Genomic DNA, 24576 nt, shown 5'->3' with positions numbered 1-24576 from the left:
GGACGGTTTCAGACCGCCAGGAAGCGTTCCTCGAGAATTCGCTTGACCAGCATCCGCGCGACATCGACGACCTGCTCGACCTGTGTCACGGGCGAGCCCTGGCGATTGAGCGCGGGATCGAGCTGCAGGCAGCGCAGCTCATGGCCACACACTGAGCCTAGCCATGCCAGGCGCACCTGCCCGTCGCTCTCGAGGTCCAGCAGGTAGCAACGCTTGGAGACCGCTCGCAACAGGGCGCTGGCCTCGCACGCCGACTCGGCGGCAAGCGTGCGCTGCCCATCGCCTGCTGTCAGCCAGTTGGCCTGCAGGCCGTCCATGTCCTGCACGTGCAGATGGGCAACTTCGTTCCAGCCCTCAAGCGCAGCGTGCAACCCGATGCTCAGAATTTCTGGCAACGCTGCGCTGGACACCACCACCACCGCTACGTCCTGCGATGGCGCCTTCACCCACCTTGCGAATCTGGAAATCGCCAGCATGGCCTGCTCCCTCTCGTCGGGTCTGTGCGCATGAAACCTGCTCCAGAACGATACTCAGCGCACGATTGAATTTCATACCTATTCTTACCCGTGAACAGGAACAACCTTCCAAGCTTCAACCCCCAACTGAAGGCTGTCCCGTCATGGCTTCGTAAAACAGGCAATCATCCCGTCAGCCGCACAAACCTGACGGCAAGCGGGCTACACACCAGACCGAGGAAACGCGATGAAAGAGCCCGCCAAGCCCATCGAGGTCAACACCCACGAACGCAAGATCCTGCGCGCACTGCAAGCCAACGGCCGAATCAGCAACGCGGAACTGGCGAAGAAAGTCGGGCTGAGCACCACCGCGTGCTGGAACCACACCAAACGGCTGTTCGATGCGGGCGTGATCAAGGGGGTGCATGCCCACGTCGATCCGAACGTGCTGCAGCAGGGCACCGTGGTGCTCATCGGCGTGGTGCTGGATCGCTCCACCCCCGAGAGCTTCGCCGCGTTCGAAGCGGCCGCGCGCAACCTGCAGCAGGTGCTGGAATGCTGGCTGGTGGCGGGGGATGTGGACTACTTCCTGAAGATCCGCGTGCGTGACCTGCCGGCCTTCAACCATCTGCACAATACGCAGATCATCGCCCTGCCTGGGGTGCGCCAAGTGCGCACGTTCTTCGTGCTCAACGAGGTGAAGTCCGGCGGTCTCATCTCGATCTGAGGCAACGCCACCCGCCTTGGTAAACCGTCCCAGGCGTGCATCCATTCCTTCTTTTTCGAGCTGTGCCCCGACGCTCTAATGCCGGGAGCGGTTCGTCGAAGACGCTCCGCTTCCCCCAGCAACGGAGCGTCCCATGCCACTCATCAAAGCATCCATGCAATTGCCGGTTCTGGCGGTGGCCTTGCTGTACACCGGGCTCGCCAGTGCACAGCCTGCCGACCCGCAGGCCGAGACCCTGCAACTGGAGCGCCGTGCCGAACAGTGCGCACCGCATCTGGAGAGTCTGGAGCGGCTGCTCATCGACAAGATCCATGGCCTGGAGCCCACCATGGGTGAAAGGCTGCGACAGATTCCCGAAATCGAACGTCGTATAGCACACCTTCACCAGCAGCTGGACCAAGAGCGCCAGGACTACGAAAAAGTGTCGTGGCGCCCTGAGCACCGCATACGTCTGGAAGCGCTTGAAAACGAAATCTGGAACAACCAGAGCGCCATCCACTCGACCCAGCTCGACGAGCGCAACCTGACGGTGATGAAACCGGCACTCAGCAGCACCCGCCAACAACAGAGTGCCCTACTCCAGCAACTGGACGCATTCACCGCCGCACGCCATGACTGTGAACACCCCCAACGCGGCCCTCAGTGCTACGCCGAGGAGGTCCTGCCTCTGCACCCTCTGCTGAAGTCGGCACTCGACGACACCCATGCGCTGCTCGAAACGCTCTGGTCACCGCTCAGTGACGTTGCCTTCTATTCGATGGCATGGATCGACGACTGCGCGGCAACAGCCCCCCCTGGATTCGGGCAACAGCCATCCCCCTGGTTCCACGCCCCCGCTGGATAGTTCTCCCAATTCACAGAAGAGGTCCACCATGTCTGAACTTACCCCATTCATCAGCCGCAGAGCCCTGATCGAAAAAAACATCCGTCAGGAACTGGCAACCCATGGCGCATCCCAACCGTTGAACCTGCCAACCGTCGACAGCCCGCTCGTGACTCACTATGTGAACAGGATCGAAGGCTCCTACGACTCATCACGCGCGAAGATCGATACGGACCACGCCATCGACCTGCTCTACATCGCCTACAACACCACGCCCCAACGCAACGGCGACATCCGCGTCAAGATCAGCAGCATCATGAACAACCTGATCAAAGCGCAGCAGGAGAGCGAACGCCAGATCAAGGCCGCCAGCAATGCCGCCAGCCGTCTCACCCGAAAGCTCAACCGCGGCCTGACCGGCTGGACCGCCGCCAAGGAAACCGGTGACATCGCGCAGATCAAGCGCTTCGTAAACAAAGAACTGATGGAGATGGCCAACGAGATCAAAAACTCGGCCATGGCGGTCAACGCGAGCCTGCAAACCATCGTCGACCGCTACGATTGCATCATCGATGACACCCACGAAGTGACTGCCAGCAGCGAAATGGCCTTGAGCACGACACTTGAGGCCAACGAAAAAATTCGCCAGGAAATTCTTCAGCACAAGGCGCGCAGCAAACAACTGGAATCGCTGATAGCCGACATGCAACAACAGGTCAAGCGCTACGAGTCACTCGCCCGCGACTATGCAAATCAAGCCAAGTCTTCCGAGGAGCGCGCCTTCTGGGCAGGCATCCTGCGTGGTGCTGCGCAGGTGATATCGGCCGCCATGCCACTGGCGGCCATGGCTGCCAGCGGCGGCAGCTCGTCTCTGGTCGCCGCTGCCTCAGTCGCCGCAGGCGTCGGAAAAGGCGCCAACGGTGCCCAGGGCAACGCCACTGGCGACCTCATCCGCCTGAAGAAAGAGCGCTCCGAGCATCGCGCCGAACTGGCGTTGATAAAGGAGGAGGTGGACAAACTGCAGACGTCGATCTCAGGTTATCAGGCGCAGAAAGGCAAGGAGGCCGACACCGGCAAACTCAAGGTGCTGGAGAACCGGATCACCGAAGCCGAAGGGCTTCTGGTCAAGGCCAAGGCCAAGTACCAGGAGGCCAAGGAGCACCTTGGATCACTTGAGTCCGCGCTCCAGGCTCTGGCCTCGGCAGCCGGTGATATCAGCGATGCCAGCCGGGCACAGGCCAACAACCTGCGCCAGATGCAGCTGCAGATGCTCGATAATGCCGACAAGTACGAGACCGCCAGGCGCGAACAGGCAGCCGAACTGCTGGAAGTTTCCGTGCTGATGGCAGGCAAGGGCAGCGAGCAGGAGATCATCGAGCTGGCGATCAGGTCACTGAACCTGAGCGTGAGCGCCCTCAAGCGCACCCGTGAAATCGTCGTGGAAATAGCGTTCTTCTTCCGCTCGTTCTGCGACTTCATGGAGGTCATCCGCCAGGATGCCCAAGAGCAGATCGAAGAGTTCGAAGATGCCGAAGACATCGACTCGAGTCGCGACTACCTTTTTTCGCAATTGTGTGAGTCCACCGACGCATTCTTCATCAGCCAGACCGGGCAGTGGATCGCCGTCGGCATTGTCTCCGATCATTTCGCCCTGACATTCAAGGACGGCTGGAGCAAGCTCAACAAACTGTCCGGAAAGTACATCACCAACGATGAACTGCCCGCCTATCTCACCGAGGCGGCGGGCAAGCTGGACATGATCGCAGCCGATCGCAATGCCGCCAGCCACGAGCGTCAGGTGTACCTGGAAAACTACCGTAACGAACTCAACGCCGATTAATGGCCGCCCGGCGGGGGCAAATAATCAGTTCAGAAAATCGTGAACTGATTATTTGCCCCCGCCGATTTTTCCCCTTGGCACGTCTCTCCAGAATCGCCTCACCACAATCACAATAACAGTGAGGCCACTCCCGTGGACCAGACCCTCCAGGTACGGCAAGCTGCCGCCGACCTCGTCGACGCCTTTGCCAGTAACGACACCGCCCGCTATTTCGCCTGTTTCAGCGAAGACGCCACCTTCCTGTTCCATACGCTGCCCCACCCGCTGCTGTCTCGGCGCGCCTATGAAGACCTTTGGGCTCAGTGGCAAGCCGAGGGCTTTGCCGTGCTCGACTGCGCGTCGAGCAATGCCCACGTGAGCCTGCAGGGCGATCTGGCGATCTTCATGCACGACGTGGCCACACGCATTCGCATTGCCGAGCAGGAACAGGCGCTGAACGAGCGCGAGACCATCGTGTTCCGCCTGCAAGGCGAGCGCTGGCTGGCGTGCCATGAACACCTGTCGGTCGCCTCCTGCACCTGACTTTCGACAACGGCCTTGCCGCACTGCCATCGCACCCACAACAAAGCCTGCCACAGGCCAACAACACTCGCGCTGGAGCATCACCATGAGCCACTCGACCGGTATCGAGACCAATGGCGTCGAACAGATCCCCGACGATCAACGCGACGCCACCCCGCTTGACCTGTTCCGCCTGATCTTCGGCGGTGCCAATACCTTCGCCACCGCGGTGCTCGGCAGCTTCCCGGTACTGTTCGGGCTGTCCTTCGAGGCAGGGCTGTGGGCGATCCTGCTCGGCGTCGGGGTCGGTTCTCTGATCCTTGCCCCCATGGGGCTGTTCGGCGCACTCAACGGCACCAACAACGCCGTCTCGTCCGGTGCGCATTTTGGCGTACACGGACGCATCGTCGGCTCGTTCCTGTCGTTGCTGACCGCCGTGGCGTTCTTTTCGTTGTCGGTGTGGAGCTGGGCGATGCCCTGATCGGCGGCGCCAAGCGCCTGGTCGGGCTGCCCGAAACCGACCTCACCCTGGGTCTGGCCTATGGCCTGTTCGCAGTGCTGGTGCTGGTGGTATGCATCTTTGGTTTCCGCTTCATGCTGTGGGTCAACAAGATTGCGGTATGGGCTTCGAGCCTGCTGTTCCTGCTCGGCATCGTCGCCTTCGCCGGCCCGTTCGACGCAAGCTTCGCCGGCAGCGTCAACATCGGCCAGCCGGGCTTCTGGGCCGCCTTCGTTGGCGCCGCGATCCTCGCCATGAGCAACCCGGTGTCCTTTGGCGCGTTCCTCGGTGACTGGTCACGCTACATCCCGCGCCAGACCCCGAAATCGCGCATCATGCTGGCGGTGATCCTGGCCCAGGCCGCGACCCTGATCCCGTTCCTGTTCGGTCTGTGCACTGCGACCCTGGTGGCCAGCCAGGCGCCGGACTACATCGCCGCCAACAACTATGTCGGCGGCCTGCTGGCGATCTCGCCGGCCTGGTTCTTCCTGCCGGTGTGCCTGATTGCCGTGATCGGCGGCATGTCCACCGGCACCACCGCGCTGTATGGCACCGGGCTGGACATGTCCAGCGTGTTCCCACGCCTGCTCAGCCGCGCGGCCGCCACCCTGCTGATCGGTGTGCTGGCGATCGCCTTCATCTTCATCGGCCGCTTCGCCTTCAACCTGGTGCAGAGCGTATCGACCTTCGCCGTGCTGATCATCACCTGCACCAGCCCGTGGATGGTGATCATGATCCTCGGCCTGATCACCCGCCGTGGCTTCTACCACGCCGACGACCTGCAAGTGTTCACCCGCGGCCAGCGTGGCGGCCACTACTGGTTCCTGCACGGCTGGAACTGGCGCGGCATGGGCGCCTGGATCCCCAGCGCCGCCGTGGGCCTCTGTTTCGTCAACCTGCCGGGACAGTTCGTCGGCCCGCTCGGTGACCTGGCTGGCGGCATCGACCTGAGCCTGCCGGTCACCCTCGGCATCGCCGGCGTGCTGTACCTGATCCTGCTCAACCTGTTCCCCGAACCTGCCGGTGTCTACGGCCCGCGCGGCCCGCGCTGGGTACGTTGCAAAAGCGCTCCCGTGACACCCGTGACCACTGCCGAAATGGCCTGACTGGAACCCCGACCATGACCACTCCCCACTACATCGACGGCCGCTGGGTCGAAGGCCAAGGCAACGACAGCATCAGCGTCTACGATCCCTCTCTGGGCGCACCGTTCGCCGAGCTGAGATCGGCCAGCAGCGCCCAGGTCGACGAAGCGGTGCAAGCCGCACGCCGTGCCCTGCCCGCCTGGAAGAGCCGCCCGGCCACCGAGCGCGCGGCCCTGCTACGCGGATTTGCCGAGCAACTCGGTGCCCGCCGCGAAGAACTGATCGCGCTGCAGATGCGCAACAATGGCAAGCCACGGCACGAGGCCGAGATCGATCTGGACGACGCGGTGGCAACCTTCGCCTACTACGCCGAGCTCGCCGAACAACTGCCGCAGAAGAACCGCGACGTCCCCCTGGCCGCTCCAGGCTTTACCGCGCGTACCCGCCTGGAAGCCGTCGGCGTGGTCGGGCTGATCGTGCCGTGGAACTTCCCGCTGGTGACCAGCGCCTGGAAGCTCGCCCCGGCCCTGGCCGCCGGCTGCACCGTGGTGCTCAAGCCTTCGGAGATCACCCCACTGATCGAACAGGCCTACGGCCAGATCGCCCAACAGCTTGGGCTGCCGGCCGGGGTGCTGAACATCGTCAACGGCAAGGCCGAGACCGGCGCGGCGCTGAGTGGCCACAACGGCCTGGACAAGCTGTCGTTCACCGGCAGCAATGCCGTCGGCAGCCAGGTCATGCGTAGCGCCGCAGCCCAGTGCCGGCCAGTGACACTAGAGCTGGGCGGCAAGTCGGCGATCGTTGTGTTCGACGACTGCGACCCAGACCAGGCGGTGGAGTGGATTGTCGCCGGCATCACCTGGAACGCCGGGCAGATGTGCTCGGCCACCTCGCGCCTGCTGGTGCAGGACGGTATCGCCGACACGCTGCTACCACGGCTGCAGGCGGCGCTGGAGAAACTGCGCGTGGGCAACCCGCTGGTCGAGGAAGTGGAGATGGGACCGCTGACCAGCCAGGCGCAGTGGCTCAAGGTCGCCGGCTATTTCGCCACCGCGCGCGAGGAAGGGCTGAAGTGCCTGGCCGGAGGCAAGGCGTTGGACGCAGAGGGTTGGTTCGTCAGTCCGACACTGTACGTCGATGTGCCCGAGACCAGCCGCTTGTGGAGCGAAGAGATTTTCGGCCCGGTGCTGTGCGCACGCCGGTTCACCACCGAGGAACAAGCGATCGCCCAGGCCAACGACAGCCGCTTCGGCCTGGTAGCCACGGTCTGCTCAGCGGACCTCGAACGCGCCGAGCGCGTGGCTGATGCGCTGGAGGTCGGGCATGTATGGATCAATTCGGTGCAGGCGGTGTTCGTCGAAACTTCATGGGGGGGCACCAAGGGCAGCGGGATCGGGCGCGAGCTTGGGCCTTGGGGATTGTCGGGGTATCTGTCGGTGAAGCACGTGACGCGGTGCGTAGGCTGAGGTCTCGGTGATGCAGTTGGGGCTGCCTTGCAGCCCATCGCGGGACCCGCCCGCTCCCACACTGATCGGGGCATGCGCAGAGGGTGGACGGATATCCCACTAAATCTGTGGGAGCGGGCGGGTCCCGCGATGGGCCGCAAAGCGGCCCCATTTGTGTCACACCGACTCGTCAACCGCCCGCGTCCCTTCCTGCAGCAACACCATGCTCTGCGGCGACGACAGTGCGATGCCTTCCTCGCGCAGGCGCCCGAGAATGGCGAACAGCAGGTCGCTGCGCGCGCCCGACACCTGCCGCGGCCCGGCCACGTAGCCGCTGGCGCTGAGCACCATGCCGCTGGCGGTCAAATCCTTGAAGGTTACCGACGGCGCCGGGGCATCGAGGATCGCCTCGTGGTCGCGATAGGCCTGCAGCAGCAGCTCGCGCACGTGGTTGGCATCGGTCTCCAGGGGCAGGGTCAGGGTCACACCGACCACCCCCAGGGCGTTGGCCATGGTGACGTTGCGCACGTTCTGGGAGATGAACTGCGAGTTGGGCACGATCACCGTCGAACGGTCGGACATCTGGATCTCGGTGGCGCGCACGTTGATGCGCCGGATGTCACCTTCCACCCCCGCCAGGCTGACCCAGTCGCCCACTTTCACCGGACGTTCGGTGAGCAGGATCAGGCCGGAGATGAAGTTCTGCACGATCTGCTGCAAACCGAAACCGATACCCACCGACAGCGCACTGACCACCCAGGTCAGGCTGGTCAGGTTGATGTGCAGGGTCGACATCACCAGCATGGCCAGGAACAGGAAGCCCAGGTAGCCAACCAGCGTCACCAAAGAGGCACGCATGCCAGCGTCCATGTCGGTTTCCGGCAACAGACGCTCGCTTAGCCAGCGCTTGACCACACGGATGGCGAACAGCCCGCCGAAGAAGATCGCCAGCGCCAGGAAGATATCCTGGGGCACGATGTTCAGATTGCCGAGGATCTTGCCACCGCTACCATCCCAGTCGGCCAGGCTCAGCAGCAGCTCGCCGGGGCTGGTGCCCGAGGGCATGAAGGCCAGCAACGCGGCGATGAACAGCAATACGGTCCGACCGATACCGGCCAGTACCGTGCTGGCCTGGGCCTGGTGACGCTGCTGCAGGCCTAGCGCCGAGGCCAGCGCCAGCCCACCGGGCTGACGCGGCGACAGCAAGGTTTCGCAGAGGTCGCCGAACACGGTCACCAGCAGGTAGGCGCACACCGCCACGACGCTGATCCACAGCAACTTGGCGGTCAGGAAGTAGGCCAGGGTGAGGTAGCCGGTGAGCAGCGCCAGCAGGATCGCGATGACCCACACCACCACCACGAAGGGGATCAGACCCGCCAGGCCCGCCGGGCGCTCCAGCCCATGCTGGCGGCGAGTGCGGCGATAGCGCACCAGCACAGCGACGAACAGCAGCGATACCACCAGCGCGGTCAGGCCGTTGGTGGCCAGGGTCAGCGCCAGGCTGGTGCCGATGACGCTGTTGATGCGCTCCTGGGTCAGCAGCAGCACCAACGCCAGGGCCAAAGCCTGCGGGAACCAGCCCAGGGCGCTGGCCACTTCGTCGGGAATCGGCGGCAGGCGCCAGGACGGGCGTTGCAGCATCAGCATGGCGCGGCCCAGGCCAGAAATGAAGGCGCTGAACACCACCAGGGTAAGGACGTGGTTGGTCAGGCTGGCCAGATCCGCGCCCAGCTCGGCACTGCTTTCCAGGCCCCAGCGCAGCAGCGACACGGACCCGGCGATGGTCGCCAGGGTGGCCAGCGCCACACTCAAGGCCAGGGCGCTGCGGCGCAAGCGGCCTTCGGGCAGCCAGCGGATCATCGCATCGGCCAGCAGGCGCTCAAGCACCTTGCGCACCAAGGTCCAGACCAGCACAGCAGCGACCAGCGCGGTAATGAACAACCAGCGGTGCTCGGCGCTGAGGGCACTGGCCACAGCATCTGCCGCCTCGCCGCGCAGGTCGCGCAGGCGCGCCACGTCTTCATCGGTAGGACGGATCAGGCTCGACCAGAACGCCGGGCTCAGCGGGCTGGCGGCGCGGCTGGTGATCTGCGAGTTGAACAGGCTGCGGCGCAGGTTGACGATCTGCGTAGACAGGTCACGCGCCGACTGGGTGAGCTGGGTAGCTTCGGTCTGCTCGGCCACCAGGGCCTTTTTCTGCCTGTCCAGTTGCTGGCGCTGGCGCGTCAGGCTCTCGGGCTCCTCGGGCTGCACCGGCCCGAGCACATTGAGCTGATCATCCAGCCGGGCGACATCCGCCGTACGCTGCGTGGCCAGGGCATCGGCCTGGCGCTGAACCTGCAGCGCCGACTGACGCAGTTGCGAGAGCAGATCGTCATTGGCATTGCTGGTCACGCCCTGGCGGATCTGGTCGAGCCGGTCGCTCAACTGATCCAGGCTGGCATCTTCGTCCAGCACCTGCTGTTCGGCAGCGGCCAGGCTCGATACCGGCGTGGCCGGCGCCGACCAGGCAGGCGTCGCCACCCACAGCAACAATGCCAAAATTCCCACGTAAAAACGCTCAAGGCTTATACGCCTCATCGAAATCCCCTCTATACAGCTCGACAGGCGGAGGATTCTACGCTGCCGCGGCGATCAGGTGATGACCGTTTCTCGCGCCAGCAACTGACGCTTGCGTTCCACGCCCCAGCGATAGCCACTGATATCGCCGTCACGCCGTACCACTCGGTGGCAGGGAATTGCCACGGCAATGCGGTTGGCTGCGCAGGCCAGGGCTACGGCGCGCACCGCCTTGGGTGCGCCGATACGCTCGGCGATATCGCTGTAGCTGACCCGGCCGCCCGCCGGTACCTCGCGCAGCGCCTGCCAGACACGCTCCTGGAACGCGGTGCCCTGTACATCGAGGGGCAGTTGCAGCCCCAGCGACGGCTGCTCGACAAAACCCACCACCTCGGCAACCAGGCGCTCGAAAGCGCGGTCACCACCGATGAAATGGGCCTTGGGGAACTGGTCCTGCAGCTGTTCGAGCAGCGTTTGCGGGTCATCGCCGAGCAGGATCGCGCAGATGCCGCGCTCGCTTTGCGCCACCAGGATCGCCCCGAGAAAGCACTGGCCAAGGGCAAATCGAATGGTCGCGCCCACGCCGCCGGCCCGGTACTCACGCGGCTGCATGCCCAGGCGCTGGCCCGCGCTGGCATAGAAGCGACTGTTGGAGTTGTAGCCTGCGTCGTAGATCGCGTCAGTGACGCTGCCAGCCTGCTCCAGCCCCTCCCGCAAGCGTCTGGCACGAAAGGCCGAGGCATAGGCCTTGGGTGTGAGGCCGGTTTCGGCCTTGAACAAGCGGTGCAGGTGGAAGGGGCTGACACCCAGTTCAGCACCCAGCTGCTCGAGTTGAGGCGCGCTGTCGTGGGATTCGATCAGCCGGCAGGCACGCGCAACCAGCGCGGTACGCCTGGCGCCAGGGTCGGCGAGGGTTGCCGTACAGCGTTTGCACGGACGGTAGCCGGCGGCTTCGGCAGCGACGGCATCATCGAAGAACTCGACGTTTTCGCGCTTGGCCATGCGCGACTTGCAGCCTGGCTGGCAATAAATGCCCGTGGTGCGCACGGCATAGACGAAGTGACCGGCCGCTTCTGGATCGCGGGCCTGGACGGCCTGCCAGCGGGCGGCATCGGTGTTGTACGGGGTGGCTGGCATGGGCGGGGCCTCTGGGGTGATTGGTTGTCAGCGTGGCAGGTTCTGTTGGGCCGGGCTCTCCGGTTCTTGCGGGGTTATTTTGTGCCGGCCTTTTCGCGGGCAAGCCCGCTCCTACAAGAGCCAGCACACCCTTGCCCGCGAAAAGGCCCCACCTCAAGCCCGCCACAGATACCAGGCCGCTACTGTCCGATAAGGGCTCCAGACCCCGCCCAGCGAGCGCATCTGCGCAGGCGTCGGTGCCTTCTCCAAACCCTTCAGGCGACGGTATCCCTCGCGCACCCCGAAGTCATCCACCGGCAGGATGTCCGACCGCTCGAGGCTATAGATCAGCAACATCTCCACCGTCCAGCGCCCCACGCCACGCAAGGCCACCAGGCGCTCGATCAGCGCCTCGTCCTTCATCGTCAGCGCCTCTTCGCGCCCGGGCACTGCCCCTTCGAGGCGGGCCTGAGCGATGTGCAGGATGCTCGCCAGCTTGCTCGCCGAGAAGCCACAACCGCGCAACACCTCGGGGTCAGTGGCGAGCAACTGCTCGGGCGCAGGAAACGCCACCTGCGGATATAACGCCAGCAAGCGCCCGAGTATCGCCTCGGCCGCCCGCGCATGCAGTTGCTGGTACGCCACCGCCCGCACCAGCGCCTCGAACGGCTCGCGCCCAGGCGTAGCGCGGTGCAGGCACGGCCCGACCGCGGCGATATGCCGGGCCCAGTCCGGGTCCAGCCCGCTGAGGAAGTCGATCGCCTGCTGATAGGCGTGCGGCGAGAGATCGGCATGGATCATGGCACGTTACCCGTGGAATGAGCTGAAAGCCCCATGTTAGACCAACCGTTCATCGCAAGATCGCCGAATCTTGCGCGACAAATTCCTGGTATGCCATTGCTCCGACAGCATTGCCCCGCATAGAATTGAGAACTATTCACAGTCACCTCCTCACTTCTTCGCAACCAGGGCCGCAGCCACGATGCAGATGAACGACATGCTCAAGCCTGCCGAAGTCGATCTGCTCTACCAGGCTCACCACGCCTGGCTGCGCGGCTGGTTGCGGGCACGGGTCGGCTGCCGGGAACATGCCGCGGACCTCGCCCAGGACACCTTCGTACGCCTGCTGCGCGCGCGTCAGGTTTCGCCGCTGAAAGAGCCGCGCGCCTACCTCAGCAGCGTCGCCCGCGGGCTGATGATCGATCAGTTCCGGCGCCGTGCACTGGAACGCGCCTATCAGGAAAGCCTGGCCTGCCTGCCCGAAGGCGAAGCGCCCAGCGAGGAGCATCGCCTGGTGATCCTCGACACCCTCGAACGCCTCGACCGCGCCCTGCAACTGCTCAAGCCGCGGGTGCGCCAGGCATTCCTGCTGGCCCAGCTCGATGGCCTGAGCATCCCGCAGATCGCCGCGCACCTGAAAGTGTCCCGGGCCACGGTCGAGCGCGACCTGGCCCGGGCGCTGGGCACCTGCTATCGGTTGCGCTATGCCGACGCCTGAGCGCATCCCAGCCCAGGCCCAGGTCGATGAGGCGATCGACTGGCTGGTGAAACTGCGCTTCGACGATCCATCGGCACACCATCAGCAGCAATTCCAGCACTGGCTGCACAGCCATCCGCACAACGCCCTGGCCTGGCAGCGGGTCAACAGCCTGGGCAACGAACTGGCCGGCCTGCCTCCTGACCTGAGCCGGCGCACCCTCGAGGGCAGCCAACGCCAACGCATGAGCCGGCGCAACAACCTCAAGCTGTTGGTCGCATTCGCCGTTGCCGGCGGGGCTCTCTGGACCGCGCGCGAGCCCCTGGGCCTGCCAGCGCTGATGGCCGACAGCCGCACCGCGACCGGCGAGCGCCGCGACTTGCAAGGCAGCGACGGCAGCCGCATCCAGCTCAACACCGCCAGCGCCATCGACCTGCGCTACAGCGCCGACCAGCGCCTGCTGACACTGATTCGCGGCGAAGTCAGCCTGGACAGCAACGCCAGCGACAACCGCACCTTTCACATCGACACCGCCATCGCCGACATGGACACCCGTAACGGCCAGTTGCTGCTGCGCGAGAACGACGACGGCCTGCTGCTGGCGGTTCGCCGTGGCGAGGTACTGCTGTTCCCCTCCTCCGCTCGCCCACGGTGGGTAAAGACCGGCGAGGTGCTGCAGGTGAGTGCCTCGGGGCAAACCGAGGTGGCGGCCCTGCATGGCGACCCGTGGGGCTGGACCGATGGCGTGCTCAGCGTGCAGCAGATGCCGTTGGGCGAGTTCGTGGCCGAACTTTCGCGGTATCGGCCGGGGCTACTCAGGTGCGCACCGGAAGTCGCCGGGCTGAAGGTTTCCGGGACTTATCACCTGGCAGACACCGATCAGATCCTGCTGTTGATCGCACGAAGCTTGCCGGTACGCATCGACTACCGCACGCGCTACTGGGTGAGCATCGACCTGGCCTGATCCCCGGGCGTTTGGCCAGTCACCCTGTGTCATGAAAATAAATGAGGTGGAATCTCATTCTCGTTCGGCCTGAAGGAACAAAGCCCGAAAAGTGGTCTCCCCAACCTTCAGGAGCGTTTCATGATTCGCCCGTGTTCCCCCCGCAACGACAGCCTGCGCAGCGCCATCCACGCCGCTGCCTTCGGTCTGGGCTTGGTCACTGCTGCACTCTCCGCCCAAGCCCTCGCCGCCCCGGCCAGCCAGAACCAGCAGATCGCCTGGAACATCCCGGCAGGCCCGTTGGCCCCAGCGCTGGACCAGATGGCCCGCCAGGGCGGCCTGAACCTGTCGTTCGACGCGAACAGCCTCCAGGGCAAGACTACCCGTGGCGTGCAGGGCAGCTACGACAGCGCCCAGGCCCTGTCGATCCTGCTGCAGGGCAGCAACGTGCAAGTCCAGCAACAGAGCGACAAGAGCTTCATGCTGATCCCCGCGCTGGACGTCGGTGATGCACTCGAGCTTGGCGCCACCAGCATCTCCAGCGACCGCCTGGGCGAGACCACCGAGAACACCGGCTCCTACACCACCGGCGCGGTGACCATCGGCAAGACTCCGCAAAGCATCCGTCGCACCCCGCAGTCGGTGACCGTGGTCACCCGACAGCGCATCGACGACCAGAACATCACCAACCTCACCAACCTGCTCGAACAGACGCCCGGGGTAGTGGTCAACCTGACCGACAGCGAGCGCGTGCAGTATTACTCGCGCGGCTATTCGATCGACGCCATCCAGTACGACGGCGCCACCGTGGTGCAGAGCAGCGGCGGTGGCTCGTTCATCCAGAGCGACTCGGCAATCATCGACCGCGCCGAGATCCTGCGTGGGGCCACCGGCATGCTGCGCGGGGCGGGCAACCCTTCGGGCACGGTGAACCTGGTGCGCAAGCGCCCGACCTACCAATACCAGGGCAGCGGCAGCATTACCCTGGGCACCTGGAACGCCCAGCGCTATGTCGCCGATATCTCCGGGCCATTGACCGAAACCGGCAACGTGCGTGGGCGGATCATCGCCGTGCACGACGACAAGGACCACTTCCAGGAGTCGCGCCAGGAACGCAAGGACGTGCTGTACGGCGTACTGGCCTTCGACCTGAACGACAGCACCACCCTGACCACCGGCCTTGAATGGACCAAGCTCGACGCCACCGGCGCATGGGGCAACCTGCCCGCCAACTACGACGGCTCGCCGCTGCCGTTTGGCCGCAGCACCTACCTGGGTGCCGACTGGAACCGCTGGAACCGCAGCAACCTGCAGACCTTCGCCGAGCTCGAACATCGTTTCGACAACGACTGGAAGCTCAAGCTGATGGCCCAGCGCACCCACTTCGAGTTGGCCGACGATGGTTTCAAGCAGACCTACTTCACCCGCGCCACCGGCGCCGCCAACCCCACCAACAACCCGTACCTGATGAGCTACCAGGTCACCGAAGGTGATGGCGGCGAGAGCCTGCAAAACAACCTGAGCGCGACCCTCAATGGCCCGTTCGACCTGCTGGGTCGTACCCACGAGCTGATGCTGGGCGTCGAGCGTATCCGCAACGATTCCTACGCCTCGGCCACCAACTACGTTCAGTCGGGGGTGTTCGACATCCGCAACTGGGACCCCAAGACCAGCCTGGCCAACCCGTCTATCGACATCCTCGCCCACCCGGTGCGCACCCGTACCACCCAGGAAGGTGCCTACGCCACCTGGCGCATTTCCCTGGCCGACCCGCTCACCGCGATCATCGGCGCACGCACCAACTGGTACGACTACGAGCAGGAAAACAACACCCGCTCCAACGGCAAGTTCAGCGTCGACAACGAAGTGGTGCCCTACGCGGCGCTGATCTATGACCTCAACGACAATTTCAGCACCTACGCCAGCTATACCGAGATCTTCAACCCGCAGACCGCCACCGACGCCACTGGCTCGGTGCTCGCGCCGGTCACCGGCGAGGCCTACGAGACTGGCATCAAGGGCGAGTTCTATGACGGGCGGCTGAACACCTCGCTGGCGTTCTTCCGCATCTATCAGGTCGGCAACCCGCTGGACGACATCAGCGGGCCAAATCCCTGCCCACCGAACTACACCAGTGGCTACTGCAAGGTTGCGGCAGGCAAAAACCGCAGCCAGGGCTTCGAACTGGAGATTTCCGGCGAAGTGCTGCCGGGCTGGAACGTGACCGGTGGCTATACCTACAACACCACCGAGTACCTGAAGGACACCACCAGCAACACCGGCAATGCGATTCGCACCACCGACCCCAAGCGCATGCTGCGGCTGTTCACCAGCTACCGCCTGCCGGGTGAGCTGGACGCCTGGACCATTGGCGGTGGCGTGCAGGCCCAGAGCGACATCTACAACCGCAGCGGCACTGCGGTCGCCACGCAGTCGGGGTATGCGGTGTACAACGCGATGGTCCACTACCGCTTCAACGACCACTATTCGTTGCAGGTCAACGCCAACAACATCTTCGACAAGCAGTACTACCGCCAGGTGGCACCGACACCGACCGGCTACTACTGGGGCGATCCGCGCAATGTGTCGGTGACCTTGCGCGGGAGCTTCTGACCTTCCCGGACTGAATGGGTCTGTTCGCAAGCCCGTCGCAGCGGCGGTTCGGCGCCCCACAGGCCCTCTCCCACGGAGATACCGCTGCTGTCCACAGCGGTAGCTTGCCTCTGTGGGAGCGGCGGTTCGGCGTCCCGACTTGCCCGCGAAGAACCCTCACTGTCCCGGGCTGACTTCCACGCTAACCCGCCCGGCCCGCCGCCACGCCTGCCGTGCAAAGCACACGAACAACCCTGCCATCACCGCCAGCGCCATGGGCAACCCATGCGGCGCGACGTCCATTGCCGCACCGCTGACCAGCGGCCCGACCAGACTACCTACACCCCACAACAAGCCGACACTCGCATTGGCCGTCACCAGGTCCTTGCCTTTGAAGCGCTGCCCGATCAGCACCAGTGCCAAGGTATAGATCCCCCCGGCCACCGCCCCCAGCACCACCAGCAACGGCCACAGCAGCCAGGTCATCTGCAGCAGCCACGGCAGGGCGATACCGATCGCCATCGCCACCAGCCCACACACCAGGTGCAGCCCGGTGCGCTCCACCCGGTCCGCCAGCCAACCCAGCGGCAGCTGGAACAGCATGTCGCCAGCGAACACCACCGTCACCATCAGCGCGGCCACGCCTATTGCAAAGCCATGGCTGGTGGCATACACCGGCAACAACGACAGCACCACGGCGTCGAAGAACGAGAAGAACAGCACCGCCACGCACAGGGCCGGGGCAACACGGAAGAAACCGCCCAGGGTGAAGCTCTTGTCGTCTTCCTCGCCATGCTCGACATGATCGTTCGGCACCGTGAGCAGGATGCACAGCAACGCCAGGCCATAGCAGGCGGTGACCACCCCCGTCACCCAGGGGCTGTTGGCACCGACCAGCGCCAGCATCGCCGGGCCCAGCACCTGGAAGCCTGTGAAACTGGTGGCGTACAAGGCCATGATCTTGCCGCGGTTGTGCTCCGGGCACAGCTCGTTGACCCACGACTCGCCCAGGATGATCGCGATGCCCATGCCGACCCCTAGCGCCAGGCGCAGCAGCGCCAGCAGCCAGATCGACGCGAACGACCACTCCAGCAGGCCGATGCTCAGGGCACAGAGACTGAAGCACAACAGGTAGATGGTGCGCCGGGTGAGGAGCCGGCAGCAGGCGTCGACCATGAACGCCGAAAGCATCATGCCCGCAGCGGGAATGGCCGAGACGATGCCGATTTCCAGGGTGCCAGCCCCCGCCTCGTGCAGACGCAACGACACCAGCGGCAGGCTGGCCCCCAGGCTGAAGCCCACCACCGACACGGCGAACAGAAGGCCCGCCAGCAAACGCATGTTCATGTACCACTCCAGACAACTGAAAAAGACGTGCAAACGCAGGCGCCCACGGCCACGCCGAGGCGGCGCAGCAGACAGGGGCGCAGATCAGTTCAGTGCGTGGTGTGTGGCGAGAAGGTGAAGGCGAACAGGACGCTGCGCCGGCGCTTGAGCACCGTGTCGCTCGGCCACGCGCGACGCGCTGTCGGGGCGACAGGCAGGCATGTGTGGCTGAGGGAGGGTGAGCGGCGCATTGCTTGAATCGCAGGGAAAAATGAAGGAGGCGGCACTCTAGGCCAGGGCTGATCGTTCAGTCAACTGGGCGGCCCCTTTCGCGGACGAACCCGCGAAAGGGGCGCAACACGCGCTTTGGTGTATCAACGCTTGCCGGTGGAAGGCAGGAACACCGCCAGCAAGCCGAACAACGGCAGGAACGAGCACAGCCCATATACGTACTCGATCCCGCGCAGGTCCGCGAGATAGCCCAGCAGCGCCGCGCCGATCCCGCCGAAGCCGAACATCAGCCCGAAGAAAATGCCCGCGATCATGCCGACGTTCCCCGGCACCAGCTCCTGGGCATACACGACGATCGCCGAGAACGCCGAGGCGAGGATGAAGCCGATCACCAGGCTCAGCACCGTGGTCCAGAACAGATCGGCGTAGGGCAGCGCCAGGGTGAACGGTGCCACGCCCAGGATCGAGAACCAGATGACTGCCTTGCGCCCGATGCGGTCACCGATAGGCCCACCGAAGAAGGTGCCCGCCGCCACCGCGCCGAGGAACAGGAACAGGTGCAGTTGCGAGCTGGCCACCGACAGGTCGAACTTCTCGATCAGGTAGAACGTGAAGTAGCTGGTGAAGCTGGCCATGTAGAAGTACTTGGAGAACACCAGCAGCCCCAGCACGATCAGCGCGGCGAGCACACGCTGGCGCGACAGGCCATGGGTGGCGGCACCGGCCTTGCGCGCCTTGAACTGGTTCAGGTGATCCTTGTACCAGCGGCGCAGCAGCAAGGTCACACCGAAGAAGAACAACGCCGCCAGGCCGAACCAGGCGACGTGGGTCTGGCCGAACGGGATGACGATCGCCGCCGCCAGCAGCGGACCGAAGGCCGAGCCGGCGTTGCCTCCTACCTGGAAGGTCGACTGCGCCAGGCCGAAGCGCCCGCCGGAGGCCAGGCGGGCGATGCGCGAGGTTTCCGGGTGGAAGGTCGAAGAGCCGATCCCCACCAGCGCCGAGGCCAGCAGGATCATCGGGAAGCTGCCAACGAACGCCAGCATGACGATACCCACCAAGGTACACAGCGTGCCCAGCGGCAGCAGGTTCGGCGTGGGCCGCTTGTCGGTATAGAAGCCGACCCATGGCTGCAGCAGTGAGGCGGTGACCTGGAAAGTCAGGGTGATCAGGCCGATCTGGGCGAAGCTCAGGTCGTAGTTGGCCTTGAGCATTGGATAGATCGCCGGCAACACCGACTGGATCAGGTCGTTGATCAGGTGTGCAAGTGCGCAGAAGGTGATGATCCGCATCACCAGCGGGCTGCTGCCGGAAGTCGGCGTTGCGCTGCTGGTCGCGGGGCTGGACGAGGTACTGCTGATGGCCATGGGCTCGACATCCGTGCTCAGTCAGGTTGGGATCCGATTATTAGAAACATCTCGATACGAAGCCACCCTTATTTGCCTTGGATGTGCCATCCATCCGTCACGCACTTGCAAATGGTTCTCACTATATTTAGCATCCTCAACCAATTCCCCCGTAGATACAGGGCCAAACCGCCCTTCTCGCGAGCAGACCGATCCCATGAACCCGATGCCCGCCGTGCAGTTCGATCACGATCCCCAACGCGAAGCACTGGAATGGTTCGCCCGCCTGCGTCAGCCGGGCGGTGATGAGCGGCAGCGCAAGGCCTTCGCCCTGTGGTGCCAGGATCCGGACAATGCCCGCGCTTTTGCGGCGCTGGAAAGCCGCTGGCAACAATTGCAGAGCCCTCCTGCGCGGCTGCGGCCACGGGAGGTGGCGGTACGTCGCAGTCACCGGGGCAAAGCGCTGGGGGCGTTGTTCCTGTTGCTGCTGGCCGCGTTGGCCTACCTCTACTGGCCGTTGATGCAGCGCCTGGGCAGCGAGCTGCACACCGCTGCGGGCGAGCGCCGCAGCCTGCGCCTGGCGGACGGTTCGACCCTGCATCTGGACAGCGCCAGCGCCATGAACGTCGACCTGCGCAGCCGCACCCGCCAACTGCAGTTGGTGCAGGGCCAGGTGTACCTTGAAGTGATGCTCGATGGGCGCGCGCTGGAAGTGCAGGTGGACGATGCGCGGATCCAGGTGTTCGGCACCCGCCTGATGATCGCTCGCAACAGCGACTACGACGAACTGGTGGTGCTCAGCGGCAAGGCTATGGTCAGCCAGGGCGGCGACCAGCGCATGGTGTCGGCGGGCGAGCGGGTCAGGTTCAACCCGGTGCGTATCGACGCGGTGGAAAAGGCCGATATCAAGACTGCCGATGCCTGGCGCAACGGGCAACTGGCCGCCCGGGACATGCCCTTGCAGCAGGTGCTGGAGCGGCTTGCCAGCTACCAAGGGCAGCGGGTGTGGATGATGGACGAGCAAACCGCTTACCGGCGCATCAGCGGTGATTTCAACCTCGACCGCGCAGGCGAAACCCTCGACAGCCTCGCCGCCGCCCAACAACTGCGGGTCAACAACCTGCTCGGGCAGTGGCTGATCGTCCGCTGAAGCGGGCCTTCCGGCTAAGTTTTTGAAAGCGTGCAGATTTTTTTTGAAATGAGTGTTGACAGAGGGTCATCACAAGAGAATAATGCGCGCCATTGGCTACATAGCTCAGTTGGTTAGAGCATAGCATTCATAATGCTGGGGTCCGGGGTTCAAGTCCCTGTGTAGCCACCAAATACGAAAAGGGCTTACCGCAAGGTAAGCCCTTTTTCTTTGCCCTAGAGAATCCCCTTCAGCGTATGCCCGCCATGGCGACGGCCACCCCCAGGCCAATCAATGCCACTCCGATCACCCGATCCACCACGATCTGCCGTTCGATCATCGCCCTGCGCAGCCCGGCGCTGGAGAAAAACACCGCCACCAGGCTGAACCACGCCCAATGGGCCAACGACATGAAGGCACCATAGCCCAGGTTTATCGCCAGTTCGCTGCCCGGCTTTACCACCTGCGTGTAGGCGCTGATCACGAACAGCATGGTCTTGGGGTTCAGTGCGTTGGTGAGAAACCCCGTGCGCAGGGCCGCGAATGTGCCCGCCGCACTGACCGGCTCCTGGCTGTCGAGACGGATGCGTTGGGTATTGGTCAGCGACCGGTATCCCAGATAGACCAGATACCCCACCCCCAGCGTCTTCATCAGCACGAACAACGTCGGGCTGCGGCTGATGAGCACAGCGACGCCGAACAATGTGTACAGCACGTGCACCTGAACCCCCAGGGCGATCCCCAAAGCTGCCGCCAGCCCAGCTCGACGACCTTGTGCATAACTGCTGCGGGTGACCATGGCGAAGTCCGCGCCGGGGCTGATGACAGCCAGGAGGGTGAACAGGGCAACGGCGATCAGTTCGGTCATGCGAGAAGCCTCGATAGGTGACGTCAGTACACAGGAAGCACGATTATCGAAGGCTCTGGTGCGGGAAAAAATCGATTTTGCCGCTACTCTATCTGCTAGTTTTCATCACCTATCTTTTATCGCGCATGGCGTCTTGCCGCCACTGCAGCCCAGAACAGACAGCGGACGCCCCATGAAGCTCCCCCACCTCACCGCCCTGCGCTACTTCGACAGCGCTGCGCGCAGCGAAAGCTTCGTGCGCGCCGCCGAGCAACTGCACGTCACCCATGGCGCGGTCAGCCGCCAGGTCCGGCTGCTCGAAGAGGGCCTGGGGATCGAACTGTTCGAGCGCCGCAATCGCGCGGTCTTCCTCACCGCCGCCGGGCGAACCCTGTTCGACACCACCCAGACGATTTTCGAACAGCTCGCCAGCACGGTGCAGCGCCTGCAGGAACACGCACAGGACAACGTCCTGGTGCTGTCGTGCGAGCCCACCCTCGCCATGCGCTGGCTGATCCCGCGCCTGCCGGACTTCCATGCCCACCACCCGGACCTGCAACTGCACCTGGTGGCCGCGGGCGGCCCGGTCGACTTCACCCGCGGCGGTATCGACCTGGCGTTGCGCCGAGACGACTTCCGCTGGGATCGCCAACTGCACAGCCTGAAGATCTGCGAGGAATGGATCGGCCCTGTCGCCCGCGCGGGCGCGCCCGCCACGCTCGACGGCCAGCGCCTGCTGCACAGCCACACCCGCACCACAGCCTGGAACACCTGGCTGAGCCTGAGCGGCCACAGCGCCACCGGCACAGAACGCAGCGACTACGAGCATTTCTATCTGTCGATCCAGGCCGCCAGTGCCGGGCTGGGCATGGCCATCGCCTCGGCACTGATGGTTGGCGATGAACTACGCAGCGGCCAGTTGCAGGCGCCCTACGGGTTTCTGCGCGACGGCTCGGCTTATCATCTGCTCAGCCCCCAGCCCCTGGACGACGACAGCAAGCGCCAGCGCTTCGCCGAATGGGTCTTGCGCCATTGCCAGGGCAGCCTCGATCACCTGGGCCTGGCGCAGAACGACGAACCTGCGCTGCCATCGCCACCCCAGGTGCGATAGCCCGCGGTATCGAGATGGATACGGCCTGAGGGATAGCGCCCCAGCCCCATGTTCCAGGCCTGCCCCTGCTGCTGCCAGAAGGCGCACAGCGGATTGGGGTCGGCCCAGTCGGGCAGCAACAGGTCGACAGCGAAGGCGCGGGTATGGGCGCTGCCCACCGCGCCCCCGGCACAGGCGTTGAGCTTGGGCTCGCGGTAGGCGGACACCACCTCGAACTGGCGCAGGATGCCCTGCTGCTCGAGGGTGCGGATCAGTCCCAGGGTCGAGCGCACGGCCGGCCATTGCGCGCTCGGCGCCACGGCGAACGGCGAGGCGCGGCACAGACGCCAGTCCGATGCCGAACGCAGCAACTGATGGATCGGCACCACCCCGTACAGCCGCGCATCCACCAGCATCTGGCGAAACGCGCGGGTCTCGTGGTCGCCCGCCCAATGCGCAAACATCCGCACATCACGCTCATCGGCGCAGACCCCTGTCATCGCCAGAAGCGACGTCGCCAACAGCCATGTTCCGACGCTTTTCATCCCCCACCTCTTCATCCAGTATGAGCAGCCCGCCGACCCTGGCGGCCACTGACAAGGAGTTAAGCATGCAAAAGATGGCTGTATCGGGCCTGGCCGCCCTCGCCTTCAGCGGCCTGGCACTGGCGGATGCACAGATCGACCTGGGCGATGCGCAACGGGTCACCCGCTTGTTCGCCTTCCCCAACAACTGCCACGTGATCTGCTTTCGCGACTGGACGCTGGAGCAGACCGTCGAGCACTACCTGACCCAGAGCGTACGCCGCGACGGCTATGCCGACGCCCAGGTGCAGGTGCGTCGCGACAACGACAGGCTGCATGCCCATATCAGCGACGTTCCAGCCAGCTATGCCGAGCCGTTGCGCAAGCTACTCGACAGCGGCGAACTGGCCTACCAAGGCGCTACCCGTCTGAACAACGATGGCAAGTGGGCCTACGACTGGTACCTGTTCCTGCCACTGGGCATGGCCCTGGAAAATCGCCGCAGCATCGAGCTGCTGCACTTCCCGCCGGATTATTCGCTGACCCAGGCCCAGGACTACCTGCGCTCCAACACCACCGATCGCTGGGCACAGCTGCTGACCTTCAACGGTGTAGAGGCCAGTCAGACCCCGGCGTACCAGACCATCGTCGACATCGCCCCGATCGCTGCGCCCGCCAGCGCCGGCAAGGACCTGGAAGGCACCTACAGCTACTTCACCGACTATCAGACGCGCATGGTCAAGGAGATGACCCTGCGCCACGACGCCAAGCCCCTGCCGATGGTGGCTTTCGGCGCACCGGTGCGCAGCTGGATCCAGCAGCAGTACGGGCCGAAGGTCAATGTGCTGGGGCTGGTCAGCATCAGCCCTGAAGCAGGTACCCAAGTGCCGGTGCTGGGCGCCAACCACCCGAGTGCGATCTGGTATGCGGCCGACAAGAACAACACCGGCGGGGATCAGGACAAGGCGGACGCCGCAGGCCTGAAGATGATGGGCCAGGACCTCACCGCCGCCTGCTGGCAGGCCGGCATGGGCCGCAACCCGCAGGCGGACGCCAAGCTGACACTGGAGGCCTGCTCGACCAAGTGGCAGGTGACCCAGAAAAAACAGACCTGCGAACTGTTCTACCGCACCCTCCGCGACATGACCCCGGAGCAGGCGGCGGCCAAGTGCAACACCGGCACCGTGACCCGCAGCCTGAGGGACCTGCGCAAACCCGTGGAGATCACAGCGCCGCAGGGCTGACAGGGGGCCATCTAGACTCTAAAGGCCCCGATCAGCCGCTTCAGCTCCACCACCTGGCTCGACAGCGCGCGGCTGGCGTCCTCCGTCTGGCAGGCACCCTGCGTGGTGTCCTGCGCCGCGCGGTTGATCGCCACGATGTTCTGGTCGATGTCATGGGCCACGGCCGTTTGTTGCTCGACGGCCGCGGCGATCTGCTGGTTCTGCTCGACGATGCCGCCCACCGCGCCCAGGATATTGGCAAGTGCCTGCTGCACCTGCCGCGCTTCATCCACGGTCCCCGCCGCCATCTGGTGGCTGCTGCCCATGGCTCGCACGGCAGCACCAACCCCTTCCTGCAGGCGCTGGATCATCTGCGCGATCTCCTCGGTGGAGTCCTGGGTGCGGCGTGCCAGGGTACGTACTTCATCGGCAACTACCGCAAAGCCCCTGCCCTGCTCGCCCGCACGCGCCGCCTCGATGGCTGCGTTCAGTGCCAGCAGGTTGGTCTGCTCGGCAATGCTGCGGATCACTTCCAGCACCCGGCCGATGGCCTGGCTGTCGCCGACCAGCTGGTTGACCGCAACCACCGTCTGGTCGATCTCGCCGGCCAGGCGAGCAATGCTGTCCTGCTGGTGCGCCACCAGGCTGCGCCCGTTGGCACTCTCGCGGTTGACCTGCTGCGCGCCATCGGCGGCCAGCGCCGCGCTGCGGGCCACCTCTAGGGCGGTGGCGCTCATCTGGTTCATCGCCGTGGCCACCTGCTCGATCTGTTCGCGCTGGCCACTCACGGCCTGGTTG

Annotated in this window: 19 protein-coding genes, 1 tRNA gene and 1 pseudogene; 12 read left to right on the top strand and 9 right to left on the bottom strand. The window is 64.6% G+C overall.

What is annotated here, in order from left to right; all coding sequences use genetic code 11:
• Positions 1 to 8: 8 nt before the first annotated feature.
• Complete coding sequence (locus ACMGGG_RS01925; RefSeq protein WP_414154776.1) at positions 9 to 476, bottom strand: transketolase; 468 nt, start codon at positions 474 to 476, stop codon at positions 9 to 11.
• A 226-nt stretch (positions 477 to 702) separates the two neighbouring features.
• Here ACMGGG_RS01925 and ACMGGG_RS01920 point away from each other — a divergent pair, with 226 nt between their 5' ends.
• The 5 genes and pseudogenes from ACMGGG_RS01920 (at position 703) to ACMGGG_RS01900 (ending at position 7396) form a co-directional block, all read left to right on the top strand.
• Positions 703 to 1182 (top strand): Lrp/AsnC family transcriptional regulator, encoded by a 480-nt coding sequence (locus ACMGGG_RS01920; RefSeq protein ID WP_063542886.1) that lies wholly within the window; start codon positions 703 to 705, stop codon positions 1180 to 1182.
• Between the two features lie 704 nt (positions 1183 to 1886).
• The gene (locus ACMGGG_RS01915; protein WP_414154775.1) at positions 1887 to 3845 is read left to right on the top strand and encodes a hypothetical protein; all 1959 of its coding nucleotides are present in this window, start codon (positions 1887 to 1889) and stop codon (positions 3843 to 3845) included.
• Between the two features lie 132 nt (positions 3846 to 3977).
• The gene (locus ACMGGG_RS01910; protein WP_112897322.1) at positions 3978 to 4367 is read left to right on the top strand and encodes a YybH family protein; all 390 of its coding nucleotides are present in this window, start codon (positions 3978 to 3980) and stop codon (positions 4365 to 4367) included.
• Between the two features lie 85 nt (positions 4368 to 4452).
• Positions 4453 to 5951: pseudogene (locus ACMGGG_RS01905) on the top strand (purine-cytosine permease family protein).
• 14 nt (positions 5952 to 5965) lie between these two features.
• The gene (locus ACMGGG_RS01900; protein WP_414154773.1) at positions 5966 to 7396 is read left to right on the top strand and encodes an aldehyde dehydrogenase family protein; all 1431 of its coding nucleotides are present in this window, start codon (positions 5966 to 5968) and stop codon (positions 7394 to 7396) included.
• 156 nt (positions 7397 to 7552) lie between these two features.
• Here the strand turns inward: ACMGGG_RS01900 and ACMGGG_RS01895 are convergent, their stop codons facing one another.
• From ACMGGG_RS01895 to ACMGGG_RS01885, 3 genes are all read right to left on the bottom strand, one after another.
• A complete protein-coding gene (locus ACMGGG_RS01895; protein WP_414154772.1) occupies positions 7553 to 9955 on the bottom strand; it encodes a DUF3772 domain-containing protein in 2403 nt (800 codons plus the stop codon).
• Between the two features lie 54 nt (positions 9956 to 10009).
• Entirely contained in the window at positions 10010 to 11071 is a 1062-nt protein-coding gene (gene ada, locus ACMGGG_RS01890) for a bifunctional DNA-binding transcriptional regulator/O6-methylguanine-DNA methyltransferase Ada (protein ID WP_414154771.1), read from the bottom strand.
• 153 nt (positions 11072 to 11224) lie between these two features.
• The gene (locus tag ACMGGG_RS01885) at positions 11225 to 11851 is read right to left on the bottom strand and encodes a DNA-3-methyladenine glycosylase family protein (RefSeq protein WP_063542870.1); all 627 of its coding nucleotides are present in this window, start codon (positions 11849 to 11851) and stop codon (positions 11225 to 11227) included.
• A 181-nt stretch (positions 11852 to 12032) separates the two neighbouring features.
• Here ACMGGG_RS01885 and ACMGGG_RS01880 point away from each other — a divergent pair, with 181 nt between their 5' ends.
• The 3 genes from ACMGGG_RS01880 (at position 12033) to ACMGGG_RS01870 (ending at position 16083) form a co-directional block, all read left to right on the top strand.
• Entirely contained in the window at positions 12033 to 12548 is a 516-nt protein-coding gene (locus ACMGGG_RS01880) for a sigma-70 family RNA polymerase sigma factor (protein WP_054895228.1), read from the top strand.
• Positions 12535 to 13491, top strand: coding sequence for a FecR domain-containing protein (locus ACMGGG_RS01875; RefSeq protein ID WP_153772599.1), 957 nt, complete (start codon positions 12535 to 12537; stop codon positions 13489 to 13491). The genes ACMGGG_RS01880 and ACMGGG_RS01875 overlap by 14 nt, the downstream gene beginning before the upstream one ends.
• Before the next feature lie 120 nt (positions 13492 to 13611).
• Positions 13612 to 16083, top strand: coding sequence for a TonB-dependent siderophore receptor (locus ACMGGG_RS01870; RefSeq protein ID WP_414154770.1), 2472 nt, complete (start codon positions 13612 to 13614; stop codon positions 16081 to 16083).
• A 156-nt stretch (positions 16084 to 16239) separates the two neighbouring features.
• Here ACMGGG_RS01870 and ACMGGG_RS01865 read toward each other — a convergent pair whose 3' ends face one another.
• Positions 16240 to 17409, bottom strand: coding sequence for an MFS transporter (locus tag ACMGGG_RS01865; protein ID WP_065863386.1), 1170 nt, complete (start codon positions 17407 to 17409; stop codon positions 16240 to 16242).
• Between the two features lie 353 nt (positions 17410 to 17762).
• On the bottom strand, positions 17763 to 18986 hold the full coding sequence (locus ACMGGG_RS01860) for an MFS transporter (RefSeq protein ID WP_054895224.1): 1224 nt from the start codon (positions 18984 to 18986) through the stop codon (positions 17763 to 17765).
• Between the two features lie 196 nt (positions 18987 to 19182).
• Between ACMGGG_RS01860 and ACMGGG_RS01855 the strand changes: the two genes are divergently transcribed.
• Both ACMGGG_RS01855 and ACMGGG_RS01850 read left to right on the top strand, forming a co-directional pair.
• Positions 19183 to 20115, top strand: a complete 933-nt coding sequence (locus ACMGGG_RS01855; RefSeq protein ID WP_414154769.1) for a FecR family protein — start codon at positions 19183 to 19185, stop codon at positions 20113 to 20115.
• Positions 20116 to 20209: 94 nt separating this feature from the next.
• Positions 20210 to 20286: transfer RNA gene (locus tag ACMGGG_RS01850), tRNA-Met, on the top strand.
• Between the two features lie 58 nt (positions 20287 to 20344).
• Here ACMGGG_RS01850 and ACMGGG_RS01845 read toward each other — a convergent pair.
• Complete coding sequence (locus ACMGGG_RS01845) at positions 20345 to 20962, bottom strand: LysE family translocator (protein WP_414154768.1); 618 nt, start codon at positions 20960 to 20962, stop codon at positions 20345 to 20347.
• 172 nt (positions 20963 to 21134) lie between these two features.
• Between ACMGGG_RS01845 and ACMGGG_RS01840 the strand changes: the two genes are divergently transcribed.
• Positions 21135 to 22052, top strand: coding sequence for a LysR substrate-binding domain-containing protein (locus tag ACMGGG_RS01840; RefSeq protein WP_112897313.1), 918 nt, complete (start codon positions 21135 to 21137; stop codon positions 22050 to 22052).
• Here ACMGGG_RS01840 and ACMGGG_RS01835 read toward each other — a convergent pair.
• The gene (locus ACMGGG_RS01835) at positions 21992 to 22576 is read right to left on the bottom strand and encodes a D-Ala-D-Ala carboxypeptidase family metallohydrolase (RefSeq protein WP_204360749.1); all 585 of its coding nucleotides are present in this window, start codon (positions 22574 to 22576) and stop codon (positions 21992 to 21994) included. The two genes, ACMGGG_RS01840 and ACMGGG_RS01835, sit on opposite strands and share 61 nt — an antisense overlap.
• 65 nt (positions 22577 to 22641) lie before the next feature.
• On the opposite strand from ACMGGG_RS01835, the gene ACMGGG_RS01830 reads away from it, so the two are divergent.
• The gene (locus ACMGGG_RS01830; protein ID WP_414154767.1) at positions 22642 to 23799 is read left to right on the top strand and encodes a hypothetical protein; all 1158 of its coding nucleotides are present in this window, start codon (positions 22642 to 22644) and stop codon (positions 23797 to 23799) included.
• Positions 23800 to 23810: 11 nt separating this feature from the next.
• On the opposite strand, the gene ACMGGG_RS01825 is transcribed toward ACMGGG_RS01830, so the two are convergent.
• Positions 23811 to 24515, bottom strand: a complete 705-nt coding sequence (locus ACMGGG_RS01825; protein WP_371264442.1) for a methyl-accepting chemotaxis protein — start codon at positions 24513 to 24515, stop codon at positions 23811 to 23813.
• Positions 24516 to 24576 lie beyond the last annotated feature (61 nt).

This window comes from Pseudomonas sp. BNK-44-b (assembly GCF_047456245.1).
In the GTDB taxonomy this organism is placed as follows: Bacteria; Pseudomonadota; Gammaproteobacteria; order Pseudomonadales; family Pseudomonadaceae; genus Aquipseudomonas; species Aquipseudomonas machongensis.
The sequence above is the reverse complement of the archived record's forward strand: the minus strand, read 5'-3'. Positions and strand labels throughout refer to the sequence as shown.

Bases quoted from the DNA above. Each gene is read 5' to 3' on its own strand.
- ACMGGG_RS01875 (WP_153772599.1), top strand. From the start codon at position 12,535: ATGCCGACGCCTGAGCGCATCCCAGCCCAGGCCCAGGTCGATGAGGCG.
- ACMGGG_RS01870 (WP_414154770.1), top strand. From the start codon at position 13,612: ATGATTCGCCCGTGTTCCCCCCGCAACGACAGCCTGCGCAGCGCCATC.
- ACMGGG_RS01865 (WP_065863386.1), bottom strand. From the start codon at position 17,409: ATGAACATGCGTTTGCTGGCGGGCCTTCTGTTCGCCGTGTCGGTGGTG.
- ACMGGG_RS01885 (WP_063542870.1), bottom strand. From the start codon at position 11,851: ATGATCCATGCCGATCTCTCGCCGCACGCCTATCAGCAGGCGATCGAC.
- ACMGGG_RS01830 (WP_414154767.1), top strand. From the start codon at position 22,642: ATGCAAAAGATGGCTGTATCGGGCCTGGCCGCCCTCGCCTTCAGCGGC.
- ACMGGG_RS01880 (WP_054895228.1), top strand. From the start codon at position 12,033: ATGCAGATGAACGACATGCTCAAGCCTGCCGAAGTCGATCTGCTCTAC.
- ACMGGG_RS01900 (WP_414154773.1), top strand. From the start codon at position 5,966: ATGACCACTCCCCACTACATCGACGGCCGCTGGGTCGAAGGCCAAGGC.
- ACMGGG_RS01915 (WP_414154775.1), top strand. From the start codon at position 1,887: ATGCGCTGCTCGAAACGCTCTGGTCACCGCTCAGTGACGTTGCCTTCT.
- ACMGGG_RS01825 (WP_371264442.1), bottom strand. From the start codon at position 24,515: ATGAGCGCCACCGCCCTAGAGGTGGCCCGCAGCGCGGCGCTGGCCGCC.
- ACMGGG_RS01855 (WP_414154769.1), top strand. From the start codon at position 19,183: ATGAACCCGATGCCCGCCGTGCAGTTCGATCACGATCCCCAACGCGAA.
- ACMGGG_RS01895 (WP_414154772.1), bottom strand. From the start codon at position 9,955: ATGAGGCGTATAAGCCTTGAGCGTTTTTACGTGGGAATTTTGGCATTG.
- ACMGGG_RS01925 (WP_414154776.1), bottom strand. From the start codon at position 476: ATGCTGGCGATTTCCAGATTCGCAAGGTGGGTGAAGGCGCCATCGCAG.
- ACMGGG_RS01840 (WP_112897313.1), top strand. From the start codon at position 21,135: ATGAAGCTCCCCCACCTCACCGCCCTGCGCTACTTCGACAGCGCTGCG.
- ACMGGG_RS01860 (WP_054895224.1), bottom strand. From the start codon at position 18,986: ATGGCCATCAGCAGTACCTCGTCCAGCCCCGCGACCAGCAGCGCAACG.
- ACMGGG_RS01835 (WP_204360749.1), bottom strand. From the start codon at position 22,576: ATGAAAAGCGTCGGAACATGGCTGTTGGCGACGTCGCTTCTGGCGATG.
- ACMGGG_RS01920 (WP_063542886.1), top strand. From the start codon at position 703: ATGAAAGAGCCCGCCAAGCCCATCGAGGTCAACACCCACGAACGCAAG.
- ada (WP_414154771.1), bottom strand. From the start codon at position 11,071: ATGCCAGCCACCCCGTACAACACCGATGCCGCCCGCTGGCAGGCCGTC.
- ACMGGG_RS01845 (WP_414154768.1), bottom strand. From the start codon at position 20,962: ATGACCGAACTGATCGCCGTTGCCCTGTTCACCCTCCTGGCTGTCATC.